This window comes from Phenylobacterium composti DSM 19425 (assembly GCF_059568645.1).
Genome location: NZ_JCANTT010000015.1, coordinates 136,820 through 157,920, shown reverse-complemented (window position 1 = coordinate 157,920; position 21,101 = coordinate 136,820). Strand labels below are relative to the sequence as shown.

The following is a 21,101-nucleotide window of genomic DNA, read 5'->3' as shown; positions in this document are numbered from 1 at the left end:
CGCCTCCGCCTCCCTAGCCGGCGGCGCGGCAACGCGGGGCGGCCTGACGCCGGGCCTCGGCCGGGCTCGCGCGCAGGAAGGCGTCCATGGCCTCGCCGCTCATGGGGCGGGCGAAGAAGTAGCCCTGCATGCGGTCGCAGCCGGAGGCGCGCAGGAACAGGGCCTGGGCCTCATGTTCGACGCCCTCGGCGACGATGGAGACGCCCAGCGCCCGGGCGGCGTGCAGCATGGAGGCCACCAGCTTGGAGACCCGGGCGTTGCGGCCGACATCGGCGATCAGCGAGCGGTCCAGCTTCACCGTCTGGATCGGCAGGTTCATCAGCGCCCGCAGGTTGGAATAGCCGGTGCCGAAGTCGTCCAGGGCCACGCGCACGCCCCGGGCGGCCAGGCGCTCGATGTGGCGGCGCGCCAGGCCCAGGTCCTGCAGCAGGAAGGTCTCGGTGATCTCGACGGTGAGGGCCGTGGCCGGCAGGTCGGTGCGGGCGAGGCGGCTCATCAGCTTGCGCGAGAAACCGGGGTCGAGCAGGTCGCGGGGGCTGACGTTGCAGGACACCAGCTCGATCAGGCCCTGCGAGACCCAGGGCGCGGCCCGTCGGCAGGCGGCGTCGAACACCGCCTCGTCGATGGGGCGGATCAGGCCCAGTTCCTCAGCCATGGGCACGAAGGCGGCGGGGGCGAGCATGCCCTGCTCGGGATGGTTCCAGCGGGCCAGCACCTCGACGCCCACCACGCGGCCGGTCATGGCGTCCACCACCGGCTGGTACCAGGGCTCGATCTCGCCCGCCGGGATCGCCCGGCGCAGCTCCTGCTCCAGGGTGCGGCGGCGCTCGGCCTCGGCGCGCAGCTCACCGTCGAAGATGCTGTAGCAGCGCCCGCCGCGAGTCTTCACCCGGTAGAGGGCCATGTCGGCGAAGCGCTGCAGGTCGGAGGCGTCCTGGGCGTCGTCCGGGAACACCGCCACGCCCACCGAGGCCCCCGGAGAGACCTGCCGACCGTAGATCGCCTGGGGCTGGGAGACCACGTTCACCAGGCGCTGGGCGCGGCCGGCCAGATCGCGGTCGGCGGAGATCAGGGCGAACTCGTCCCCGCCGAGGCGGGCGGCGACCTCGCCTGGGCCGCAGTCGGCCAGCAGGCGGGCGCCGAGCTCGGCCAGCAGCAGGTCGCCCGCATGGTGGCCCAGGGTGTCGTTCAGGGACTTGAAGCGGTCGAGATCGACCACGAACAGCGCGAGGGCCTCGCCGGCCGCCCGGGCGGCCTCGAGGCGCTCGCACAGCAGGGTGGTGAAGGCCCCGCGGTTCAGCAGGCCCGTGAGCGAATCCGTCTGGGCCAGACGCAGGGTCTGCGCCCGCTCGGCCTCCAGCGCGGCGACGCGGGCGGCGAGCTCCGCATGAGTGTTTCGCGTCTCGGACACGGGACTTGGCGCTCGGCCCTACCTTCCTCGAAGGAGAGAGCTTGGGCGCAACGCGGCGAACGGGCCGTTAAGGGGCGCGGTTAACGGAAGGTTGCGCGCCGCAGGGCCGCCCGCCCGGGAAGAGAGCCCGGGCCTCCGCGCGGGGCGAAGGCCCGGGGTCGTCAGGACGGGATCAGGCGCTCTGAGGCTCGGCGCCCGGCTCCTCGATCTGCTTCTCCCACTTGGCGACCACGGCGCTGGCGATGGAGTTGCCGACGACGTTGGTGGCCGAGCGGCCCATGTCGAGCAGGTGGTCGACGGCCAGGATCAGGGCGATGCCGGCCTCGGGCAGGTCGAAGAAGGTGAGGGTGGCGGCGATGACCACGAGCGAGGCGCGCGGCACGCCCGCCATGCCCTTGGAGGTCACCATCAGCAGGGCCAGCATGGTGATCTGCTGACCGATGGAGAGGTCGATGCCGTAGACCTGCGCGATGAACAGCGTCGCGAAGGTGCAGTACATCATCGAACCGTCGAGGTTGAACGAGTACCCCAGCGGCAGGACGAACGAGGCCACCTTGCGGCTGATGCCCCACTTCTGCAGCTCCTCGAGGGTCCGCGGATAGGCCGCTTCCGAAGAGGCGGTGGAGAAGGCCAGCAGAGTCGGGGCGCGGATCTGGCCGACCAGCTTGAGGATCCGCGGGCCGACGATGATCACCCCGGCGAGGACCAGCAGGCCCCAGAGGATGCCCAGCGACAGGTAGAAGCCGCCCACGAACTTGGCGTAGGTGAAGATCACCTCGATCCCGCGGGTGGCGATGGAGGCGGCCAGGGCGGCGAAGATGGCGAAGGGCGCCGTCTTCATCACATAGCCGGTCACCTTCAGCATGATCTGGGCGACCTGCTCGACCAGGGCCAGGACCTGCGGCGCGCGGTCGTCGATCGCCGCGACAGCGACGCCCACGAACACCGAGAAGACCACGATCTGCAGGATCTCGTTGCGGGCCATGGCGTCGAAGATCGACGAGGGCACCAGGTGGGTGACGAACTCGCGCAGGGTGAACTTCGACATGTCGACGGCGGTGGAGGCCACGGCCGCGTCGTCTGGCGACAGGTTCATGCCCACGCCCGGCCGCAGGATGTGGACCATGATCAGGCCCAGCAGCAGCGAGCAGATCGAGGCGATCAGGAACCAGCCGATGGTCTTGACGCCGACGCGACCGACTTCGGACGCGTCGCCCATGTGTGCGATCCCGACCACGAGGGTCGAGAACACCAGCGGCGCGATGATCATCTTGATCAGCCGCAGGAAGACATCGGTGATGATGGTCAGGTTGCCGGCCACGCTGGCGGCGGCCTCGGGCGACATCGTGACGTTGATCGCCCAACCGGCGACGACGCCCAGCACCATGGCGCCCACGATGAGATACGTGAATAGGCGGTTCATTAAGCCCCCGGGGGAATTACGAGGGCGCCTTTGTCGCCAAGAACGCCAGTTCAGTCCAGCGAAGCCGGGATACCGTGGATTCGCATCGCTCACTGAGCGGTCTATAAGCGGCCGATGAAGAGAACTGATGCAGCCGGCGTCGTTGATCGGCTTGAACATGAATACCGCAAGAGCGTCGAAGCGCTACGGTCGTCCCTGAAGAGCTTCCTGGCGGGCGGTCCGCCGCCGGATCCCGAGGCGCGGCGCGCCGGGGCCTATGTCTATCCAGAACTTCGGCTGACCTGGCCCGAGGGCCGGCCCTACCCCCGGCTCAGCCGCGCCTACGCCCGGGTCGGCCTGCCCGGCCGCTATGCGGTGACGGTGACGCGTCCGGACCTGTTCCGCGACTATCTGACCGAGCAGCTGTCCCTGCTGCAGCAGGATTTCGATGTGGAGCTGGAAGTCGGGCGCTCCACCCAGGAGATTCCGTTCCCCTATGTGCTGGACGGCGCGCGGGACCTAGCCCTGGCCGACGTCGGGGCGGCGCAGATCGCCCGGCACTTCCCCTCCACCGAACTCGCCCACATCGGCGACGAGGTGGCGGACGGGGCCTTCCTGGTCCCGGACGCGGCGCCTCGGCCGCTGGCCCTGTTCGACGGCCTGCGCACCGACTTCTCGCTGGCCCGGCTCGCCCACTACACCGGCACGCCCGCCGAGCACGTCCAGCAGTACGTGCTGTTCACCAACTACCACCGCTACGTGGACGAGTTCGTCCGCTGGGCGGCCGCGCAGCTGAAGGTCGAGGGCGGGCGCTATACGGCCTTGTCGGCGCCGGGGGGAATCATGGTCGCCGCCGACACCGAAGACCCCGAGGGGACGGTGGCGGCGGGGCCCTGGCGGCGGCACCAGATGCCCGCCTACCACCTCATGGCCGAGGGCCGCGCGGGGGTGACCCTGGTGAACATCGGCGTCGGCCCGTCGAACGCCAAGACCATCTGCGACCACCTGGCGGTGCTGCGGCCCCAGGCCTGGCTGATGATTGGCCACTGCGGCGGCCTGCGCGGCAGCCAGACCATCGGCGACTATGTCCTGGCCCACGCCTATCTGCGCGACGACCATGTGCTGGACGGCGTGCTGCCGCCCGAGATCCCGATCCCGCCGATCGCCGAGGTGCAGGTGGCCCTGCACCGGGCCGCCGAGATCGTCACCGGCGAGAGCGGCGACATTCTGAAGCGGCGCCTGCGCACCGGCACGGTGGTGACCACCGACGACCGAAACTGGGAGCTGCGCTATTCCACCAGCGCCCTGCGGTTCAACCAGAGCCGGGCGGTGGCCATCGACATGGAGTCGGCCACCATCGCCGCCCAGGGCTATCGCTTCCGGGTGCCCTACGGGACCTTGCTGTGCGTGTCGGACAAGCCGCTGCACGGCGAGATCAAGCTCCCAGGCCAGGCCAACGCCTTCTACGAGCGGGCCATCGGCCAGCACCTGCAGATCGGCCTCGCCACCGTGGCGCTGCTGCGCGAGGAAGGGCCGCGCCTGCATTCGCGCAAGCTGCGCAGTTTCGACGAGCCGCCGTTCCGATGATCGACCAATCCATGAGCCGTCACCTGCCCTTCGAGGGGATCGAGAACTTCCGCGACTTCGGCGACTATGTCGCCGGAACCCGGCGGCTGCGGCGCGGGCTCCTGTACCGCTCGGCGCACCACGCCGAGGCCACCGAAGCGGACCTGGCGAAGCTCGCCGGCATGGGCGTGGCGGTTATCGTCGACCTGCGCCGGTCCAACGAGCGCCAGAGCCAGCCCTCGCGCCGCTGGCGGCCGTTCTCGGCCGAGGTGATCGAAAACGACATCGGTCAGGAGCACGCCGACGAGTGGCACGAGTTCATCGCCGGCTCGGACCTGACCGCGGAGTCCTTCCGGCGCTACATGCTCGACTACTACGACGGGGCGCCCCACGCCCGGCGGCACGTCGATCTCTATTCCCGCTACTTCCAGGCGCTGGCGCGGACGGACGGGGCGGTGCTGGTGCACTGCGCGGCGGGCAAGGACCGGACCGGCATCCTCTGCGCCCTGACCCACCATGTGGCCGGGGTGCATCCGGACGACATCATCGAGGACTATCTCCTCACCAATGACGAGGCGCGGATCGCCCGGCGGCTGCCCACGATCCGGCGGCGGATCGCCGAGGCTTCGGGCCGTGAGCCGAGCGAGGAGGCCCTGCGGGTGGCGATGCGGGTGGAGGCCGAATATCTGGAGCGCGCCTTCGCCGCCATGCGGGCGCGGCACGGCTCCATCGACGGCTATCTGGACCAGGCCCTGGGGCTGACGCCGCAGCTGCGCGAACGCATCCACGACCGCCTGCTGGGCTAGACGACTACGCCCGCCGCGGGCTCCGCAACCCGCGGCGGGCGATGTCAGGGACAGACCTCAGAGAAGCCGTCCGACTGTGCGCTCATCCTGCGCCGGGCGGCCAATCACCTGCCCGTGAATCACGGACTGCTGATTGCGGCGCAGCCCCGTTGCGGCTTACGTGGCGGTCGACGGCCGACGCCAGATGCGGCCGCGAAGGGGTGTGAAATGCTCAATCCGGAATCCGTCGATGCGCGTGGTCCTGCGTCGGTGGTCGATCCGCCGGTGACGGCGACCGTGGGGGGCGATGGGCGGCTGAACCGTGGCGGCGTGGCCTGGGCCCTGTTCCAGGGCGGCCGCGACCCGTTCATCATCCTCGTCACCATCTACATCTTCATGCCCTATGTGGCCGCCACCCTGGTGGGCGACGCGGTGCAGGGCCAGGCGGTGATCTCCCGCTGGGACCAGTACATCGGCTGGACGGTGATGGTGACGGCCCCATTCCTGGGGGCCTCGATCGACAAGCTGGGGCCGCGCAAGGGATGGCTGGCGCTGATGGTGGGGCTGATGGTCCCGGCCATGGCCGCCCTGTGGTTCGCCAGGCCCGGCGGGCCGCTGTCGCTTACCGCCGTCCTGGCCCTGGTGGCCTTCGTCCGGGTGCTGTTCGTCTACAGCGAGGTGCTGCACAATTCGCTGCTCGTGCGGGCGGCAGGGGTCGAGGGGGCGCACAAGGCCTCAGGTCTCGCCCTGTCCCTGGGCAACCTGTTCTCGGTGGCGGCCCTGGCCTTCACCGCGATCGCCTTCGCCCTGCCGGGCAAGGTGGACTGGAGTTTCGTGCCGGCCACGCCGCTGTTCGGCCTCGACCCGGCCACCCACGAGCCCGAGCGGGTGGTCGCCCTGATGGCTGCGGGCCTGCTCGCCCTGGGCTCGATCCCGCTCTTCCTGTTCACGCCGGACGCTCCGCGCACGGGCATTCCCATGCTGCGGGCGTTCCGCGAGGGCGCGGCCGACCTGGTGGCCATGATCCGGGCCGTGGGCCGGCACCGGGACGCGGCGGTCTATCTGGTCTCGCGGATGTTCTTCGTGGACGGGATGAACGCCATCCTGATCTACGCCGGGGTGCTGGCCGTGGGCGTCATGAAATGGGGCGCCCTCGAAATGCTCGCCTATGGCGTCCTGCTCAGCGTCTTTGCGGTGCTCGGCGGCTATGTGGCCCGCTGGCTGGACGGGGCGCTCGGCCCCCGCATCGCGCTGCAGATCGAGATCGCCTTCTCCATGCTGGCCCTGACCGCGATCCTGGGCATGGCGCCGGACCGCATCCTCTTCTTCTGGCCCTACGACCCGGCCGCCCACGCGCCCCTGTGGTCCGGGCCGGTGTTCCGCACCCTGCCGGACTGGATCTATGTGGGACTGGGCTTCGTCTCGGCCGTCTTCATCACGGCCCAGTACGCCTCGAGCCGGACGCTGCTGGTGCGGCTGACCCCGGCGGCCCAGAGCGGGGCGTTCTTCGGCGTCTTCGCCCTCTCGGGGGTGGCGACCGCCTGGCTTGCGCCCACCCTGGTCAACCTCGGCACCGAACTTACCCGCACCCAGCAGGGCGGACTGGCCACCATCCTGCTGCTCCTGGCGGCGGGTCTTGCGGGCCTGTTCCTGGTCCGGGGTGGCGGGCGACTTGGTGGCGAAATCGACTGAATATTGTGAGTAAATCGCCGGTATTTCTAGGTGTGGTTAATCGATATAAATGCTGAATCTGAATAAACCATAGAATATTGGCGGATAGAGGTATCGCCTTTACTGCGGATTAAGCGAGTTTGGCGATGTTGGTCGCGCCATCGGGGCGAGCAGGCGTCTGCTTGATGTCCCCCAACGTCTGCTCGCAGACACAAGGAGAGTGACCATGTCGAAGTTCGTTACCCGCTTCATGAAGGACGAGTCGGGCGCTACGGCCATCGAATACGGCCTGATCGCCGCCCTGATCGCGGTGGTCCTGGTCGGCGCCCTGCAGCTGCTCGGCGGCAGCCTGAACGACAAGTTCAACCAGATCAGCGACGAAGTGAGCAACGCCGGCGCCTAAGCCGGCCGTGGTTCCCGCGTGACGAGGGCCCCTGGCGCGCGTCGGGGGCCCTTTCGTTTGCGCGCGCGGATTGCGCGCGGCCTTTTCCATTCGTTCACGGGTGGCGTGGCAGGGTCGCGCCCATGATGGCCGCCGTCACCCTCTGGACCGCCGCCCTGCTGGCCCTGGTCCTGCCCGCCCTCGTCATCGTGGCGGCGGTGAAGGACGTCACCAGCTACACCATTCCCAACTGGATCTCCCTGGCCCTCGTGGCCGCCTTCATCCCCGCGGCGCTGGCGGCGGGGCTGCCCCTGTCGCAGGTCGGCCTGCACCTGGCGGTGGGCCTCGGCGCCCTGACGGCGGGCCTGGTTCTCTTCGCCCTGCGGGTGATCGGCGGCGGCGACGCCAAGCTGATGGCGGCGGCGGCCCTGTGGCTGGGCTGGCCGGCCCTTACGACCTTCATCGTGGCCACCGTCCTGGCGGGCGGGGCGCTAAGTCTGCTGATTCTCAGCCTGCGGGCGCCGCTGGTGCGGCCGCTGGTGCTGTCGGCGCCGGCCTGGTTCGTGCGTCTGGCCGAGCCGGAAGAGGGCGTGCCCTATGGCGTGGCCATCGCCGTGGGCGCCCTGGCGGCGTTTCCGGTTTCCCCGTTCCTCGCTCCACTTTCGGCGCTGTAAGTTGCAGTGGAAGGGCGCATGGGCGAGAGGAAAGAGATGTCCGACGTGATCCTCGAGGCCTGGGACGGCGAGACCGTGCCCGTGCACGCCCTGACTGCGGCGCAGGTCGAGGGGCGCCTGGCGTCGGATCCGTTCGCGGCCGCCCTGGCCGCGACGGCCGGGTTCAAGGGCAAGGCGGGCCAGGCGCTGCTGGTCCCCGGGCCGGACGGGGCGCTGTCGCAGGTTCTCTTCGGGCTCGGCGAGGCGGCCGAGGCCATGGCGTTCCGCGCCCTCCCGGCCAAGCTGCCCGCCGGCGTCTATCGGATCGCCGAGGCGCCCGAAGGACTGGCGCCGGAGCGCATCGCCTTGGCCTTCGCCCTGGGGAGCTACCGCTTCGACCGCTACAAGCCCCGCGAGGCCGCGCCGCCGCGGCTGGCGTGCCCGGGCGCCGACCTTTCCGAGGCTCGCGCCGTGGCCCACGCCTGCGCCCTGGCCCGGGACATGGTCAACACCCCGGCCAACCACATGGGCCCGCGCCAGATCGAGGCCATCGCCCGGGAGATCGCCGAGCAGCACGGCGGCCAGATCACGGTCATTGCGGGCGAAGGCCTGCTGGAGGCCAACTATCCGGCCGTCCACGCCGTGGGCCGGGCCGCCCATGCCGACCGGGCGCCGCGGATCATCGAACTGACCTGGTCGCGGCCCGGCGACGCCGACCGGCCCCTGGTGGCCATTGTCGGCAAGGGCGTGGTGTTCGACACCGGCGGCCTCGACATCAAGCCCTCGGCCGGCATGCGGCTGATGAAGAAGGACATGGGCGGCGCCGCCCACGCCCTGGCCCTTGGCCGGATGATCATGGCCGCCAAGCTGCCGGTTCGTCTCGCCGTGCTGTGTCCGGTGGTGGAGAACGCCATCTCCGGCGACGCGATGCGGCCGGGCGACGTCCTGGACACCCGGGCCGGCCTTACCGTGGAGGTGGGCAACACCGACGCCGAGGGACGGCTGATCCTGGCCGACGCCCTGACCCGGGCGGCCGAGCTGGAGCCGGCCCTCACCCTGGACCTCGCCACCCTCACCGGCGCGGCGCGGGTGGCCCTCGGGCCGCAGGTCATTCCCTTCTATACCGACGACGATGCGCTGGCCGCGCAGATCGCCGCCGCGGCGGAGGCCGAGGGCGACCCCCTGTGGCGGATGCCCCTGTGGAAGGGCTACGCCGAGGCCCTGGACAGCGACATCGCCCATCTGAAGAACGATCCCGACGCCTGGGCCCAGGCCGGATCGGTGACGGCGGCCCTGTTTCTGCAAAGGTTCGCGCCCGCGGGCGCGTGGGCCCACTTCGACATCTTCGCGTGGAACCCCAAGGGTCGGCCGGGCTTCCCGGCCGGGGCCGAGGCGCAGGCCATCCGCGCGCTCTATCGCATGATCCGGGAGCGGTTCGCATGATGATGGATCCGCGCGTCACCCTGCTGCGCGACGGCATCGCCACCCGAGCCCTGGAGGGCGTGGTGGAGGCGGAGGTCTATCTGGACCCGACGCCCATGAGTTGCGTCGTCCCGTCGGCGGGGATCCACCGCGCGCCGGACTCGGCGTCCGAACAGATGGACCAGCTGCTCTTCGGCGAGCGCTTCGACGTGCTGGAGGAGGACCGCGGCTTCTACCTCGGCCAGGCGTCGCGGGACGGCTATGTGGGCTTCGTGGCCAAGGCGGCCCTGGGCCCGCTGGCGCCGACGCCGACCCACCGGGTGGGCGCGCTGCGCACCTATGCCTTCGAGGGGCCCAGCATCAAGAGTCGCGCCCTCATGGCCCTGTCGCTCAACAGCCTGGTCGCCGTGGAGTCCGAGGACGGCAAGCTGGCCAAGGTGGCCGGCGCCGGCTGGGTGAGCCTGGACCACCTGATCCCCATCGGCGTCTTCGAGGAGGACCCGGCGGCGGTGGCCCTGCGGTTCCTTGGCGCGCCCTATCTGTGGGGCGGGCGCGAGAGCCTCGGCCTGGACTGCTCGGGCCTGGTGCAGCAGGCGCTGACCGCCTGCGGCATGGCCTGTCCCCGCGACACCGACCAGCAGCAGCGCCTGGGCCGGGACATCGCTCCCGACGAGTTCGGCCGGGGCGACCTCGTGTTCTGGAAAGGCCACGTGGCCCTGGGCCTGGGCGAGGGGCGGATCGTCCACGCCAACGCCTCGCACATGATGTGCGCCGTCGAACCCCTGGCCGAGGCCGTGGCCCGGCCGGCCTATGGCGAGCCCACGGCCTATCGCCGGGTAATGTAGGCCCGCCCGGGCGGGCGCCGGTTCCCTGAAGCCAGATATGGAAAAGCCCCCGCGCGGGCGGGGGCTTTCGCAAACGATCGCCAAGGCGCGGCCCCTGCGGGCCCGCCTGAACGCGCGGGCCTCAGGCCGCCGGAGCGGCTTCGGCTTCCGGCGCAGCGGCCTCGGCCGGGGCGCCTTCGGCGGCGGCTTCCGGCGCAGCGGCGGCCGGGTTCGGCGCCGGGATCGGCAGGTTCGAGCCCTTCGAGCGCAGGAAGGCGATCATGTTGATGCGGTCTTCCGGCTTCTTCAGGCCGACAAAAGTCATCTTGGTGCCGGAGATGTACTTCTGCGGCGCCTTGAGGAATTCGTTCAGGTGCTCGTAGTCCCACACCGGCTGCTTGCCGCCGAAGTCGGTCATGGCCGCCGAATAGGCGAAGCCGGCGTGCGAGCCCGGCTTGGCGCCGACGACGCCCCAGAGGTTCGGGCCCGTGCCGTTGGCGCCGCCCTGAGCGATGTTGTGGCAGGACACGCACTTGGCGAAGGCCGCCTCGCCCGCCGCCAGATCAGCCGCCGGCAGCACCGTGCCCCAGTCGATCGGCGCGTCAGCCGCGGCGCCGCCGCTCGCGGCCTCCTCGGCGATCGCGATCTCGTAGCCCATCTTCTCGGGCGGTTGCGGGGTGAAGACCCCCTTAGAGACTTCGCGCAGGCCTACGATGGCCAGACCGGTCGCCAGAACCGCGCCGGCGACTTTGTTGAACGTCAGGTCGCTCATAGTCCCTAGATCACGCCTCTCTTCGGCTGGCGGCATCGCCAGCGAACGCTGCGGGAATCCCGCCCCTTATTGCGTGCGGCTCTCTTACACGCTACCGGCGCGGGCGCAACCGCCCAGACACGGGTCCCCACCACCAAAGCGCCACCATGAACCCCATTGTCCTCATCCCGGCGCGCCTGGCCGCGACCCGACTGCCGGGAAAGCCCCTGGCGGACATCGGCGGAATACCCATGATCGTTCGAGTCCTGCGCCAGGCCGAGGCGGCCGGCGCCGGGCCTGTGGCGGTGGCCGCGGGCGACCCGGAGATCGTGGCCGCCGTCGAGGCGGCGGGCGGCCGGGCGGTGCTCACCGACCCGGACCTGCCGTCGGGCTCGGACCGGATCCTGGCGGCCCTGGCGGCCCTGGACCCGGCGGGCGCGCATGACGTGGTGATCAACCTGCAGGGCGACATGCCCTTCGTGGACCCGGCGGTGGTCACGGCCTGTGCGGACCTGCTGGCCGGGGAGCCCGCCTGCGACATCGCCACGGTGGTGGCCGCGGAGTCATCGCCCGCCGACCGGAGCAATCCCGACGTGGTGAAGGCGATCCTCGCCCTGCCCGAGGGCGCGCACCGGGGCCGGGCCCTCTATTTCACCCGCTCGACCCTCTACGGGGACGCGCCGGTCTGGCGGCACATCGGCATCTACGGCTACCGGCGCGAAGCGCTCAGCCGGTTCAACGCTGCGCCGCCGTCGCCGCTGGAGCGGCGGGAAAAGCTGGAGCAGCTGCGGGCCCTGGAGCTGGGGCTCGACATCTGGGCGTGCGTGGCCGAGGCCGCGCCGATCTCCGTCGACACGCCCGCCGACCTGCAGGCGGCGCGGGATTTCGCCAAGACCATCGGGGGAGCTGAATGAGCAAGGGACGCATCGCCTTCCAGGGCGAGCTGGGCGCCAACAGCCACGAGGCCTGCGCCACCTTCTTCCCCGACTATGAGCCGGTGCCGCACGCCAGCTTCGAGGACGCCTTCGAGGCCATGAAGTCGGGCGACTGCCAGCTGGGCATGATCCCGGTGGAGAACTCCATCGCCGGGCGGGTGGCCGACGTGCACCACCTGCTGCCGCGCTCGGGCCTGAAGATCATCGGCGAGCGGTTCAAGCCCATCCACTTCCAGCTGATGGCCAATCCGGGCGTGACCCTGGACCAGGTGACCACGGCCGTGTCGATGCCCATCGCTCTCGGCCAGTGCCGCCGGACCCTGCGCAAGATGGGGCTGAAGACCCAGGCGGCGGGGGACACCGCCGGGGCGGCCAAGGAGCTGGCGGCCAACCCCGACCCCACCAAGGCCGCCGTCTCGCCCGCGCTCTGCGCCGAGCTCTACGGCCTCGAAATCCTCGCCCGCGACCTCGAGGACGAGCACAACAACACCACCCGCTTCCTGGTGATGACGGGCGAGAAGGACCCGGCGCCGCCGCCGTTCACCGCCCCCTGCGTCACCAGTTTCGTGTTCCGGGTGAAGAACCTGCCGGCGGCGCTCTACAAGGCCCTCGGCGGCTTCGCCACCAACGGCGTCAACATGACCAAGCTCGAGAGCTACATGGAGAACGGCGCCTTCACGGCGACCTTCTTCTACGCCGAGGTGGACGGCCGGCCCGAGGACATCGGCGTGGCCCGCGCATTCGAGGAACTGGGCTTCTTCTCCGAGAAGTTCGAGATCCTGGGCGTCTATCCGGCCGATCCGTTCCGGACCCGCACCTGAACCCGGGCCCGCCCCTGGGAAAGGGGCGGGCGCAGGGTGGTCAGCCCTCCTCGACCCAGGCCTTCAGCAGCTGGTGCGCGATGGCCATGGGGCTGGGCGCGCTGACGCTGTCGTGGGTCCCGGCCAGGACCTGGCGGGCCTCCTCGCGGGTGAACCAGCGGACCTCGGCCAGCTCGGTCTGGTCGGGCGCGCCCTCGTCGTCCTCGACCTCGGCGAGCAGGCCGATCATCAGGGACGACGGATAGGGCCAGGGCTGGGACGAGTGGTAGCGCACCTTGCGGGCGCGCAGGCCCGCTTCCTCGGCCAGCTCTCGGGCGCAGGCCTCCTCGATGCTTTCCCCGGGTTCCAGGAACCCGGCGAGGGCCGAGAACATCCCTTTGGACCAGGCCTCCTGCCGGCCCAGCATGCAGCGGTCGCCGTGGTAGGGCAGCATGATGACCACCGGGTCGGTGCGCGGGAAATGCTCGGCCTCGCAGGCCGGGCACTGGCGCTTCCAGCCGCCGTCTCGCACCTCGGTGGGCTCGCCGCAGACGGCGCAGCGGCGGTGGCGGCGTCGCCATTCGAACATCGACTTGGCCGTGGCGCAGATGGCCGCCTCGGCCGGGGTCAGGCGCAGGGCGATCTGGCGCAGGTCCTGGAAGGCGCCCAGGCCCTGCAGCGGGCCGTCGGAGGGATCGGCCTGGCCCTCGAGGTCCACGGCGAAGACCGCGGTCTCCTTCCAGAGGCCCATGAACAGCAGCCGCTCGGGGCCGCCCGCCAGTTCTCCGGCCAGACGGGAGGGCAGATAGGCGATCTGCAGGCCGCCCGGCTGTTCGGCGGGTTCGATCAGGGGGCGGCCGTTCCAGATGGCTACGGCCAGGGACTCCGGCGAGGCGAGCTGGGCGGAGATCCAGGCGGCGTCCGGCCGGCGCTCGCTGGCGCGGTCCAGGGGGTTGCCGGCGAAGGTGTTGGTGAAGGCGGAAAGAGCCATGGGCGCTGTTCTAGCGCCCATGGCCCAGCCGGGGATAGTCGTGACGGCGGGTCAGGCCGCCTGCTTCCACTGGGGCGTCAGCTCCTCGTGCGGCCAGGCGGCGGGCACCGGGGCGGCGACCGGGCCGCCGGCCAGCTCGTTCGCAAAGCCGTGGTTCACGTCGCGGTGGTGGGCTTCGTCGGCGCGGACCACCTCGACCACGTCCCGCAGGCGGGCGCCCACCGGCAGGTTCCAGTAGGCCAGGGCGATGGCCGGGGCGGGGACGTTCTCGCTGCGGCCCTCGTCGATCTCGGCGAGGTAGTGGGTGTAGCTGATCACCGCCTCTTCCTCGAAGTAGCCGACCACGCGGTGGGCCGTCTTCGGGCTGACCAGATAGAGGGCGAAGAAGAACAGGTAGAAGACCCACTGCACGGCCACGACGATGAAGCGTTCGAACAGGGTCGGCTTGCAGACCTCGATGAAGGTCATCAGGTGCATCCGCTCGTTCTCGGCCTCATCCATCAGCGTCTTGATCCAGCCGCGGTCGTCTTCCATGCGGCGCAGGCACTTCAGGTGGTTGAGGGTGGCCCCCACCATGCCGGGGACGGCGGCGACGGTTTCCAGGACGACGGCCCGGTGGCCGTAGCGCTTGGCGAAGAAGGTGTCGGCGAAGAAGCGCAGGGCCTTCACGAAGCCATAGGCCACGCGGTCCGAGACGCCCTTGGGCGCGTGGTGGACGGTGAAGTCGACGCCCGCGAGGGCCTGGGCGGGGGCCTGACCGGGACGGAGGTTGGCGGGGGCGGTCATCGGTGCGGTTCCTTCGGAAGCGTCTTCGGACGAGCGCTCTCGTCCGTGGCCATGGGGATAGCCCCGGCCGACGACCGCCGAAATTCGGGACGGCTCCTTACGTACTGATCCGGAGGGCTTGGCCGTAGTTGGCGGGATTGGCGGGAAATACGTCATTTCGGCCGCCCACGCGGGGAGGCACCATCCGGCCATGCGCAACTGGATGTCCTCCCCGATCCGCCGCGTCCTGACCGGCCTGGCCCTGTCCCTTGTCCTTGCGGGCGGGGCGGCGGCCAGGCCGCTTGTGGTGATCCTGGCCGAGCCGGACGGCACCGTAGCCACCGATCTGCTCGCCCCCTACGCCATCCTCGCCGAGAGCGGGGCGGTGGAGGTGAAGGTTGCGGCCCCGACCCGCGCGCCGGTCCGCCTGACCCCCGGCCACGCCTGGGCGGCGCCCCAGGCCACCCTCGCCGACTTCCGCAACCGGCGTCCCGACGTGGTGATCGTGCCCGCCATGGAGGACGAGGCCGATCCCCAGCGGGCGGCCTGGCTGAGGGCCCAGCTTCAGCGCGGCGTCCATCTGATGTCGATCTGCAACGGCGCCCGGGTGCTGGCCAAGGCCGGGCTGCTGGACGGCCGCCAGGCCACGGTCCACTGGTTCAGCCAGGGCCGCATGGCGCGTCGGCATCCCAAGGTCCGCTGGCGGCGGGACGTGCGCTGGATCACCGACGGGCCGGTGACCACCACCGCGGGCATCAGCGCCGGCGAGCCCGCCACCCTGGACCTGCTGCGCCGGCTGGCGGGGGAGGCGGTCATGCGGGAGACGGCCCAGCGGTTGTCGCTTCCCGGTCCGGACGTGATGGCCCGTACGTTCGCCGCTATCGGCCGGGCCTATGGCGAGCCCACCGCCCGGTTCGTGGCCCTGCAGTTCGAGCATCCGCTGGGCGTTTCGGCGGGGCCGGTGGCGGCCCGCACCGGCGGCTAGCCGGAACGAACCCCCGCCTAGCGGGGTTCGGCGTGCACAGGCTCCGCTGCGTCGGAGCCTTTCCCATCAAGGCAAGGAGCGCGCCATGAGCGAATGGAACAGGTACGGCCGTCACGACCGATCGGGCGGCTATGAGGCCGAACGCCGGGGCGATTGGGGCGAGCGCGACCGGGATCGCGACCAGCGCCGGGACTGGGCCGGGCGCGAATCCCGCAGCTTCCAGGGCGGCCGGGGTCATCACCAGGGCGGTTATGGCGGAGGCGGCTACGGCCAGGCGGGCTATGGCGAGCGGACCGGCCTTCGCACCGAGTCCTATATCGAGCCGGGCGGTCCCTACGGCGGCGAGGTTTACGACCGCCCGGCCTATGGCGCGCGCAGCTATGGCGGTCATGACTATTCGTCCGGCGGGCGACGGTCAGGCGCCTATGATGACGACAGCCGCTTCGACTATGGCCGCAGCGCCTATGGCGAGGGCCGGTCCTTCGGCGATCCCAACGATCAGGTGCGACGGGTATCTGACGGCGACACCGATCCTGGCCTGTTCGGCGGCGGGGCCCACCGCGGCCGCGGGCCCAAGAACTATGTCCGTTCGGACGAGCGCATCCGCGACGACATCAACGACCGCCTGTCCGACGACGCCTGGCTGGACGCCTCGGACATCGAGGTGGCCGTGGACAAGGGCGAGGTGACGCTGAGCGGCATGGTCGCCAGCCGCCAGGACAAGCGCCGGGCAGAGGACCTGGTGGAGCAGGTGCTGGGCGTAAAGCACGTGCAGAACAGCCTGCGCGTCCAGTCGGGCCGCGACGGCGCCTCGGGCTATGAGGCGGGAATGTCGTCCGCCGGCGGCACGGCCGGCCATGGCCTCACTGGCCAGGGCGCCATGACGGGCATGACCCGCGGCAAGGACAACTAGGCCCGCATCCGGCCCTGTCGGACGAGGCGGCCTCCGGCGCATCCGGAGGCCGCCTTTTTGTATGCGCCGCCCGGGGGGAACCTTCCCGAGCGGGCCGTGTTTGGCTGGCGCCGGGGAGGTGGCCTTGCCCAGATACCAGTTCGTTCCGATCTCGCCCGACGGCCGGCGCGGCGATCCCGTGGTCGTGGCCGCCTATGACGACGCCGCGGCCCTGAAGCGGGCGCTGATCCTGCCCGGCGCGGCGGTCTGGGACATCTGGCGGGGCGTGTCGCATGTGGGCCGGCTGGCGGCCCCGGTTTCGGTCCCGCCGCCTTCGGCGCCGATGGCTGGGCCAGGCTGACGCGCCATGTGGTTCGATGTCCGCGCCCAGCTCACCTACGATTTCGCCCGGCCGTGCGAGACCCTGCTGCTGGTGGAGGCCGCCCGCGGGGCGGACCAGACGGTGCATGAGGAGGCCCTGACGCTTTCGTCCGGCGGGGCGGTATCGCGGCTGGACGACGGCCTCACCGGCGAGCGCCGGGTGGTGATCCAGGCTGAGGGGCGGCTGGCCATCGACTATCGCGCCGTCGTGGAGGTGGCGCCCCGCGACCATGGGCTGAAGGGGGCGGCGGCCAGCCCGATCCGCGACCTGCCCGGCGAGGCGCTGCGCTATCTGCGGCCTAGCCGTTACTGTCCGTCCGACCGCTTTGAGCGGTTCACCGCCCGCCAGTTCGGCCACCTGCAGGGCGGCGACAAGGCCGAGGCCATCCTCGACTGGATCTGCGAGCATCTGGACTATGTCCCCGGCGTCAGCGACGCCACGACCACCGCCGTGGACACCTTCACCGACCGGGCCGGCGTCTGCCGCGACTTCGCTCACCTGGCCATCTGCCTTTGCCGGGCCGCCGACATCCCCGCCCGGGCGGTGAGCGCCTATGCCTGGAAGCTGCGGCCGCCCGACCTGCACGCCGTGGTGGAGGTGTTCGTGGGCAGGCGCTGGCGGCTGGCCGATCCCACCCGCAAGGCGCCGGTGGAGGGGCTGGTCCGCATCGCCTCGGGGGCGGACGCCGCCGACATCGCCTTCATGACCGTCTTCGGCGCCGCCCAGCTGGTGGATCAGGCCTTCACCGTGCGCCGCGTCCGGGCGCGATAGGGCGGGGCGCAGGCGGCCGAGCGCGCCTTGGGGGCGAATGGGAGGAAGAGGCAGGCTTGCCCCCATCGCCTGCAACCGCCATATAGCGCCCCGGAGATCGGCGGCGGACGAGCGCCTCGCCAACCTGGTCAGGTCCGGAAGGAAGCAGCCACAACGAGTCCCGCTTCGGGTCGACGTTCGGTCTCCACCTCATTCCCCAAAGGCTCAGCCGCGCAGGGACGCGGCAGGCTCCGTGATCTGCGGCCGTTTTCGCATGGGCGGACCACCGCTTCGGCGGGCCCCGGCGTTTTCCTCAAGCTTGCTTGCTTTCCCCTTCCGTTCACCGGGCGCCAGCCGTTAGATGGCCGCGATGGTGGACGACGAAGAGATTCCCGAACGCGACCCGAACACGGGCGACATGTTCGGCGATCCTGCGCCGCGGCCCGCGGCCGCCCCGCAGGAGGAGGCCTCGTCGGCCTATACCGTCATCGCGCGGAAGTACCGGCCCCGCCGGTTCGAGGACCTGTACGGCCAGGAGGCCATGGTCCGCACCCTGCGCAACGCCTTCGCCTCCGGGCGGATCGCCCACGCCTTCATGCTCACCGGCGTCCGCGGGGTCGGCAAGACCACCACCGCCCGCCTGCTGGCCCGGGCCCTCAACTACGAGACCGACACGGTCAAGGAGCCCTCGCTGGACCTGGCCGAGGAAGGCGTCCACTGCCGGGCCATCATCGAGGGCCGCCACATGGACGTCCTCGAGCTGGACGCCGCCTCGCGCACCGGGGTCAACGACATCCGCGAGCTTCTGGACGGGGTGCGCTATGCTCCCGTGGAGGCCCGCTACAAGGTCTACATCATCGACGAGGTCCACATGCTGTCGACGGGGGCGTTCAACGCCCTCCTAAAGACGCTGGAGGAGCCGCCGCCCCACGCCAAGTTCATCTTCGCCACTACCGAAATTCGCAAGGTCCCGGTGACCATCCTCTCGCGGACCCAGCGGTTCGACCTGCGCCGGGTGGAGCCCGAGATGCTGGTCAAGAACCTGGAGATGATCTGCGAGAACGAGGGGGCGCGGGTCGAGGCCGAGGGGCTGATGCTGATCGCCCGGGCCGCCGAGGGTTCGGTGCGCGACGCCCAGTCGATGCTGGACCAGGCCATCGTCCAGGCCGAGCCCGGCCAGACGGTCACCGCCGCCACCATCCGCGACATGCTGGGCCTGGCCGACCGGGCCCAGACCATCACCCTGTTCGAGCAGTTGATGCGCGGCCAGGCGGGCGAGGCGATCACCACCTTCCGCACCCTCTACGGCTATGGCGCTAATCCCGACCAGGTGATGCTGGACCTGCTGGACCATGTGCACGGGGCCAGCGTCGCCAAGGCCATCGGGCCGAACGCCCTGGTCATGCCCAAGGAGCAGGCCCAGCGTCTGGCGGCGGTGGGGGCGGCGGTCTCGGCCGGGGTGCTCTCACGCATGTGGCAGCTGGCCCTGAAGGCCTATGAGGAGGTCCGCCGGGCCCCCGATGCGGCCGCAGCCGTGGACATGGCCCTGATCCGCCTCGCCTACGCCGCCGACCTGCCGGGCCCCGAGGAGGCGCTGAAGAAGCTGCAGTCGGGCGAGCCCCTCGGCGGCGGTCCGGGGGGCGGTCCTGGCGGCGGGGGCGGCCTGCCGGCGGGCGGCGGCGCGACCGCCGTGGCCCGCCAGATGATGCCGCAGGCCCAGGCGCAGCCGGCGGTGACCCTGCAGAGCTTCGAGGACGTCCTGAAGCTCATCGACCAGAAGCGCGACATCACCCTGAAGCTGGACGTGGAGCGGTTCGTCCGCCCGATCAGCTTCCGACCCGGGGCCATCGAGTACGAGCCGGCGCCCGGCGCCCCCAAGGATCTGGCCCAGCGGCTGGTGGGCCGGCTGCGGGAATGGACCGGCGAGCGGTGGCTGATCTCGGCCCAGGGGGGCGGCGGCGCCGAGAGCCTGTGGGAGAAGCAGAAGCGCGAGCAGCGCGAGGTCCGCGAAAAGATCGAGCAGGACCCGTTCGTGCAGTCGATCATGCAGGCCTTCCCGGGCGCCGAGATCGTCGGCATCCGCACGACCGTCCAGCCGCAGGTGAGCGAGGCCGCCGAGCCTCCGCCCGAGGCGGACGACGACGAGGACTGATCAGGGGACGCGGCGTCCGCCCCCACAGACGCGGCGCGAAGCTCATCCGTCCCGGCTTGGCCCCGGCGCTTCCCTTCGCCATGGCCGGGACGACGGTTTAAGGAGTGCGGTGATGAAAGACCTGAATTCGCTGATGAAGCAGGCGCAGGCCATGCAGCAGAAGCTGGCCGACGCCCAGAACCGGATCGCCGAGCTGGAGGTCGAGGGCACCTCGGGCGGCGGCATGGTCAAGGTGGTCCTGAAAGGCACGGGCGAACTCGCCAAGGTGGACCTGGACGAGAGCCTCATGCAGCCGGGCGAAGGCGAGGTGGTGGCCGACCTGATCGTCGCCGCCCACGCTGACGCCAAGCGCAAGCTGGACGCCCGCCAGGCCGAGCTGATGCGCGAGGCGGCCGGGCCGCTGGCCGGCATGGGCATCCCGGGCATGCCGAAGTTCTGATGCGGATTGTTTCCTGGGCGCTGGCGGCGACGCTGCTGGCCGGAACGGCGGCGGCCGAGCCGTCGGTGGTCCCTCTGGAGGTGCAGGCGCCGGCGCAGGTGACGGCGGTGCGTGGCGAGGGGCGGGCGCACCTGCTCTACGAACTGCGGCTGACCAACTTCGCTCCGCGGCCGGTGACGTTGGAGGCGCTGGAGGCCTTGGACGCCGACGGCGCCGTGCTCGCCGCCTTCGACGCTGCGGCCCTGCGGGAGATGGTGGCCCATCGCGGGACGACGCCGGCCAAGGGCGAGGAGCTGACCGTGCCCGCGGGCGGGTTCGTGATCGTCTTCGTGGGGCTTGAAACGGGCGCCGGCCAAGCGCCGCGGGGACTGTCCCACCGCATCCGGGTGAGCGGACCGGCCGATGCGCCGGCCAGCCGCACCCTGGTCCGGGCCGGGGACGCCCCGGTTGTCGCCGCGCCCCGCGTGCTGGCGGCTCCCCTCAAGGGCGCGGGCTGGCTGGCCGCCAACGCCCTCTCGAACGACGCCGATCACCGGCGCACGGTGGCGGTGGTGGACGGCCGGGCGGGGATCTCCCAGCGCTACGCCGTGGACTTCGTGCAGCTCGACGAGGCCGGCCGCGCCTTCCGCGGCGACCCGGCGCGCAACGACTCCTGGCCCGGCTACGGCGCCGAGGTTCTGGCGGTGGCCGACGGGACGGTGGCGGCCACCCGCGACGACCTGCCCGACAACGTCCCCTTCCAGCCGCCCGCCACGCCCGTGAGCCTGGCCACCATCGGCGGCAATCACGTGGTCCTCGACATCGGCGGCGGCGCCTACGCCTTCTACGGCCACCTGCAGCCGGGCGGCGTGAAGGTGAAGCCCGGCCAGAAGGTGCGCCGGGGCGAAGTGCTGGGCGTGCTCGGCAACTCGAGCCAGTCCGACGCCCCGCACCTGCACTTCCACCTCTCGGACGGGATCAGCGCCCTGGGCGGCGACGGCCTGGCCTATGTGTTCGAGGGCATGGCGGTGCGGGGGCAGGTTCCGTCCCTGGAGGTGTTGGAGAGCCCGGAGGGCTGGACCGGCATGGCCGCCGCCCGACCGCGGCCCGCCCCTGGCGAGGCGCCGGTGGCCAATGCGGTGGTCGACTTCGGATCGTGAGGGG

At 71.1% G+C, this 21,101-nt stretch carries 21 protein-coding genes and 1 other RNA gene; 17 read left to right on the top strand and 5 right to left on the bottom strand.

Going from position 1 to position 21,101, the window contains the following annotated elements:
• Positions 1-13 precede the first annotated feature (13 nt).
• Complete coding sequence (locus BO64_RS11135) at positions 14-1,411, bottom strand: putative bifunctional diguanylate cyclase/phosphodiesterase (protein ID WP_496403363.1); 1,398 nt, start codon at positions 1,409-1,411, stop codon at positions 14-16.
• A gap of 172 nt (positions 1,412-1,583) precedes the next feature.
• Positions 1,584-2,834, bottom strand: a complete 1,251-nt coding sequence (locus BO64_RS11130; protein ID WP_496403362.1) for a dicarboxylate/amino acid:cation symporter — start codon at positions 2,832-2,834, stop codon at positions 1,584-1,586.
• 114 nt (positions 2,835-2,948) lie between these two features.
• Between BO64_RS11130 and BO64_RS11125 the strand changes: the two genes are divergently transcribed.
• The 7 genes from BO64_RS11125 (at position 2,949) to BO64_RS11095 (ending at position 10,137) form a co-directional block, all read left to right on the top strand.
• Positions 2,949-4,400, top strand: a complete 1,452-nt coding sequence (locus BO64_RS11125; protein WP_496403361.1) for an AMP nucleosidase — start codon at positions 2,949-2,951, stop codon at positions 4,398-4,400.
• Positions 4,401-4,411: 11 nt separating this feature from the next.
• Positions 4,412-5,185, top strand: coding sequence for a tyrosine-protein phosphatase (locus tag BO64_RS11120; RefSeq protein ID WP_496403469.1), 774 nt, complete (start codon positions 4,412-4,414; stop codon positions 5,183-5,185).
• A gap of 207 nt (positions 5,186-5,392) precedes the next feature.
• Positions 5,393-6,856: an MFS transporter gene (locus BO64_RS11115; protein ID WP_496403360.1), complete on the top strand. Its 1,464-nt coding sequence runs from the start codon at positions 5,393-5,395 to the stop codon at positions 6,854-6,856.
• 205 nt (positions 6,857-7,061) lie between these two features.
• Entirely contained in the window at positions 7,062-7,238 is a 177-nt protein-coding gene (locus BO64_RS11110; protein ID WP_496403359.1) for a Flp family type IVb pilin, read from the top strand.
• Positions 7,239-7,360: 122 nt separating this feature from the next.
• A complete protein-coding gene (locus BO64_RS11105) occupies positions 7,361-7,891 on the top strand; it encodes an A24 family peptidase (RefSeq protein ID WP_496403358.1) in 531 nt (176 codons plus the stop codon).
• 36 nt (positions 7,892-7,927) lie between these two features.
• Positions 7,928-9,313 carry a leucyl aminopeptidase family protein gene (locus BO64_RS11100; protein WP_496403357.1) on the top strand — a complete coding sequence of 462 codons (1,386 nt, stop codon included), beginning with the start codon at positions 7,928-7,930 and terminating at the stop codon, positions 9,311-9,313.
• The gene (locus BO64_RS11095; RefSeq protein ID WP_496403356.1) at positions 9,310-10,137 is read left to right on the top strand and encodes a C40 family peptidase; all 828 of its coding nucleotides are present in this window, start codon (positions 9,310-9,312) and stop codon (positions 10,135-10,137) included. Before BO64_RS11100 ends, BO64_RS11095 begins: the two co-directional genes overlap by 4 nt.
• Positions 10,138-10,258: 121 nt before the next feature.
• On the opposite strand, the gene BO64_RS11090 is transcribed toward BO64_RS11095, so the two are convergent.
• On the bottom strand, positions 10,259-10,888 hold the full coding sequence (locus tag BO64_RS11090) for a c-type cytochrome (RefSeq protein ID WP_496403355.1): 630 nt from the start codon (positions 10,886-10,888) through the stop codon (positions 10,259-10,261).
• A 146-nt stretch (positions 10,889-11,034) separates the two neighbouring features.
• Between BO64_RS11090 and BO64_RS11085 the strand changes: the two genes are divergently transcribed.
• Both BO64_RS11085 and BO64_RS11080 read left to right on the top strand, forming a co-directional pair.
• On the top strand, positions 11,035-11,781 hold the full coding sequence (locus tag BO64_RS11085) for a 3-deoxy-manno-octulosonate cytidylyltransferase (RefSeq protein WP_496403354.1): 747 nt from the start codon (positions 11,035-11,037) through the stop codon (positions 11,779-11,781).
• Positions 11,778-12,623 (top strand): prephenate dehydratase, encoded by an 846-nt coding sequence (locus BO64_RS11080; RefSeq protein WP_496403353.1) that lies wholly within the window; start codon positions 11,778-11,780, stop codon positions 12,621-12,623. The genes BO64_RS11085 and BO64_RS11080 overlap by 4 nt, the downstream gene beginning before the upstream one ends.
• Before the next feature lie 40 nt (positions 12,624-12,663).
• Here the strand turns inward: BO64_RS11080 and nudC are convergent, their stop codons facing one another.
• Both nudC and BO64_RS11070 read right to left on the bottom strand, forming a co-directional pair.
• Positions 12,664-13,593: an NAD(+) diphosphatase gene (gene nudC / locus BO64_RS11075; RefSeq protein WP_496403352.1), complete on the bottom strand. Its 930-nt coding sequence runs from the start codon at positions 13,591-13,593 to the stop codon at positions 12,664-12,666.
• Between the two features lie 51 nt (positions 13,594-13,644).
• On the bottom strand, positions 13,645-14,379 hold the full coding sequence (locus tag BO64_RS11070; protein WP_496403351.1) for an alternative oxidase: 735 nt from the start codon (positions 14,377-14,379) through the stop codon (positions 13,645-13,647).
• A 190-nt stretch (positions 14,380-14,569) separates the two neighbouring features.
• On the opposite strand from BO64_RS11070, the gene BO64_RS11065 reads away from it, so the two are divergent.
• From BO64_RS11065 to BO64_RS11030, 8 genes are all read left to right on the top strand, one after another.
• Complete coding sequence (locus BO64_RS11065; protein WP_496403350.1) at positions 14,570-15,343, top strand: DJ-1/PfpI family protein; 774 nt, start codon at positions 14,570-14,572, stop codon at positions 15,341-15,343.
• Positions 15,344-15,428: 85 nt separating this feature from the next.
• Positions 15,429-16,256 (top strand): BON domain-containing protein, encoded by an 828-nt coding sequence (locus BO64_RS11060; RefSeq protein WP_496403349.1) that lies wholly within the window; start codon positions 15,429-15,431, stop codon positions 16,254-16,256.
• Positions 16,257-16,380: 124 nt separating this feature from the next.
• Positions 16,381-16,596 (top strand): hypothetical protein, encoded by a 216-nt coding sequence (locus tag BO64_RS11055; RefSeq protein WP_496403348.1) that lies wholly within the window; start codon positions 16,381-16,383, stop codon positions 16,594-16,596.
• Positions 16,597-16,602: 6 nt separating this feature from the next.
• On the top strand, positions 16,603-17,388 hold the full coding sequence (locus BO64_RS11050) for a transglutaminase-like domain-containing protein (protein ID WP_496403347.1): 786 nt from the start codon (positions 16,603-16,605) through the stop codon (positions 17,386-17,388).
• Positions 17,389-17,479: 91 nt separating this feature from the next.
• Positions 17,480-17,578: signal recognition particle sRNA small type (gene ffs / locus BO64_RS11045), an RNA gene on the top strand.
• Positions 17,579-17,728: 150 nt separating this feature from the next.
• Positions 17,729-19,519 (top strand): DNA polymerase III subunit gamma/tau, encoded by a 1,791-nt coding sequence (locus BO64_RS11040; protein WP_496403346.1) that lies wholly within the window; start codon positions 17,729-17,731, stop codon positions 19,517-19,519.
• 112 nt (positions 19,520-19,631) lie between these two features.
• On the top strand, positions 19,632-19,958 hold the full coding sequence (locus BO64_RS11035; protein WP_496403345.1) for a YbaB/EbfC family nucleoid-associated protein: 327 nt from the start codon (positions 19,632-19,634) through the stop codon (positions 19,956-19,958).
• Complete coding sequence (locus tag BO64_RS11030; protein ID WP_496403344.1) at positions 19,958-21,097, top strand: M23 family metallopeptidase; 1,140 nt, start codon at positions 19,958-19,960, stop codon at positions 21,095-21,097. The genes BO64_RS11035 and BO64_RS11030 overlap by 1 nt, the downstream gene beginning before the upstream one ends.
• Positions 21,098-21,101 lie beyond the last annotated feature (4 nt).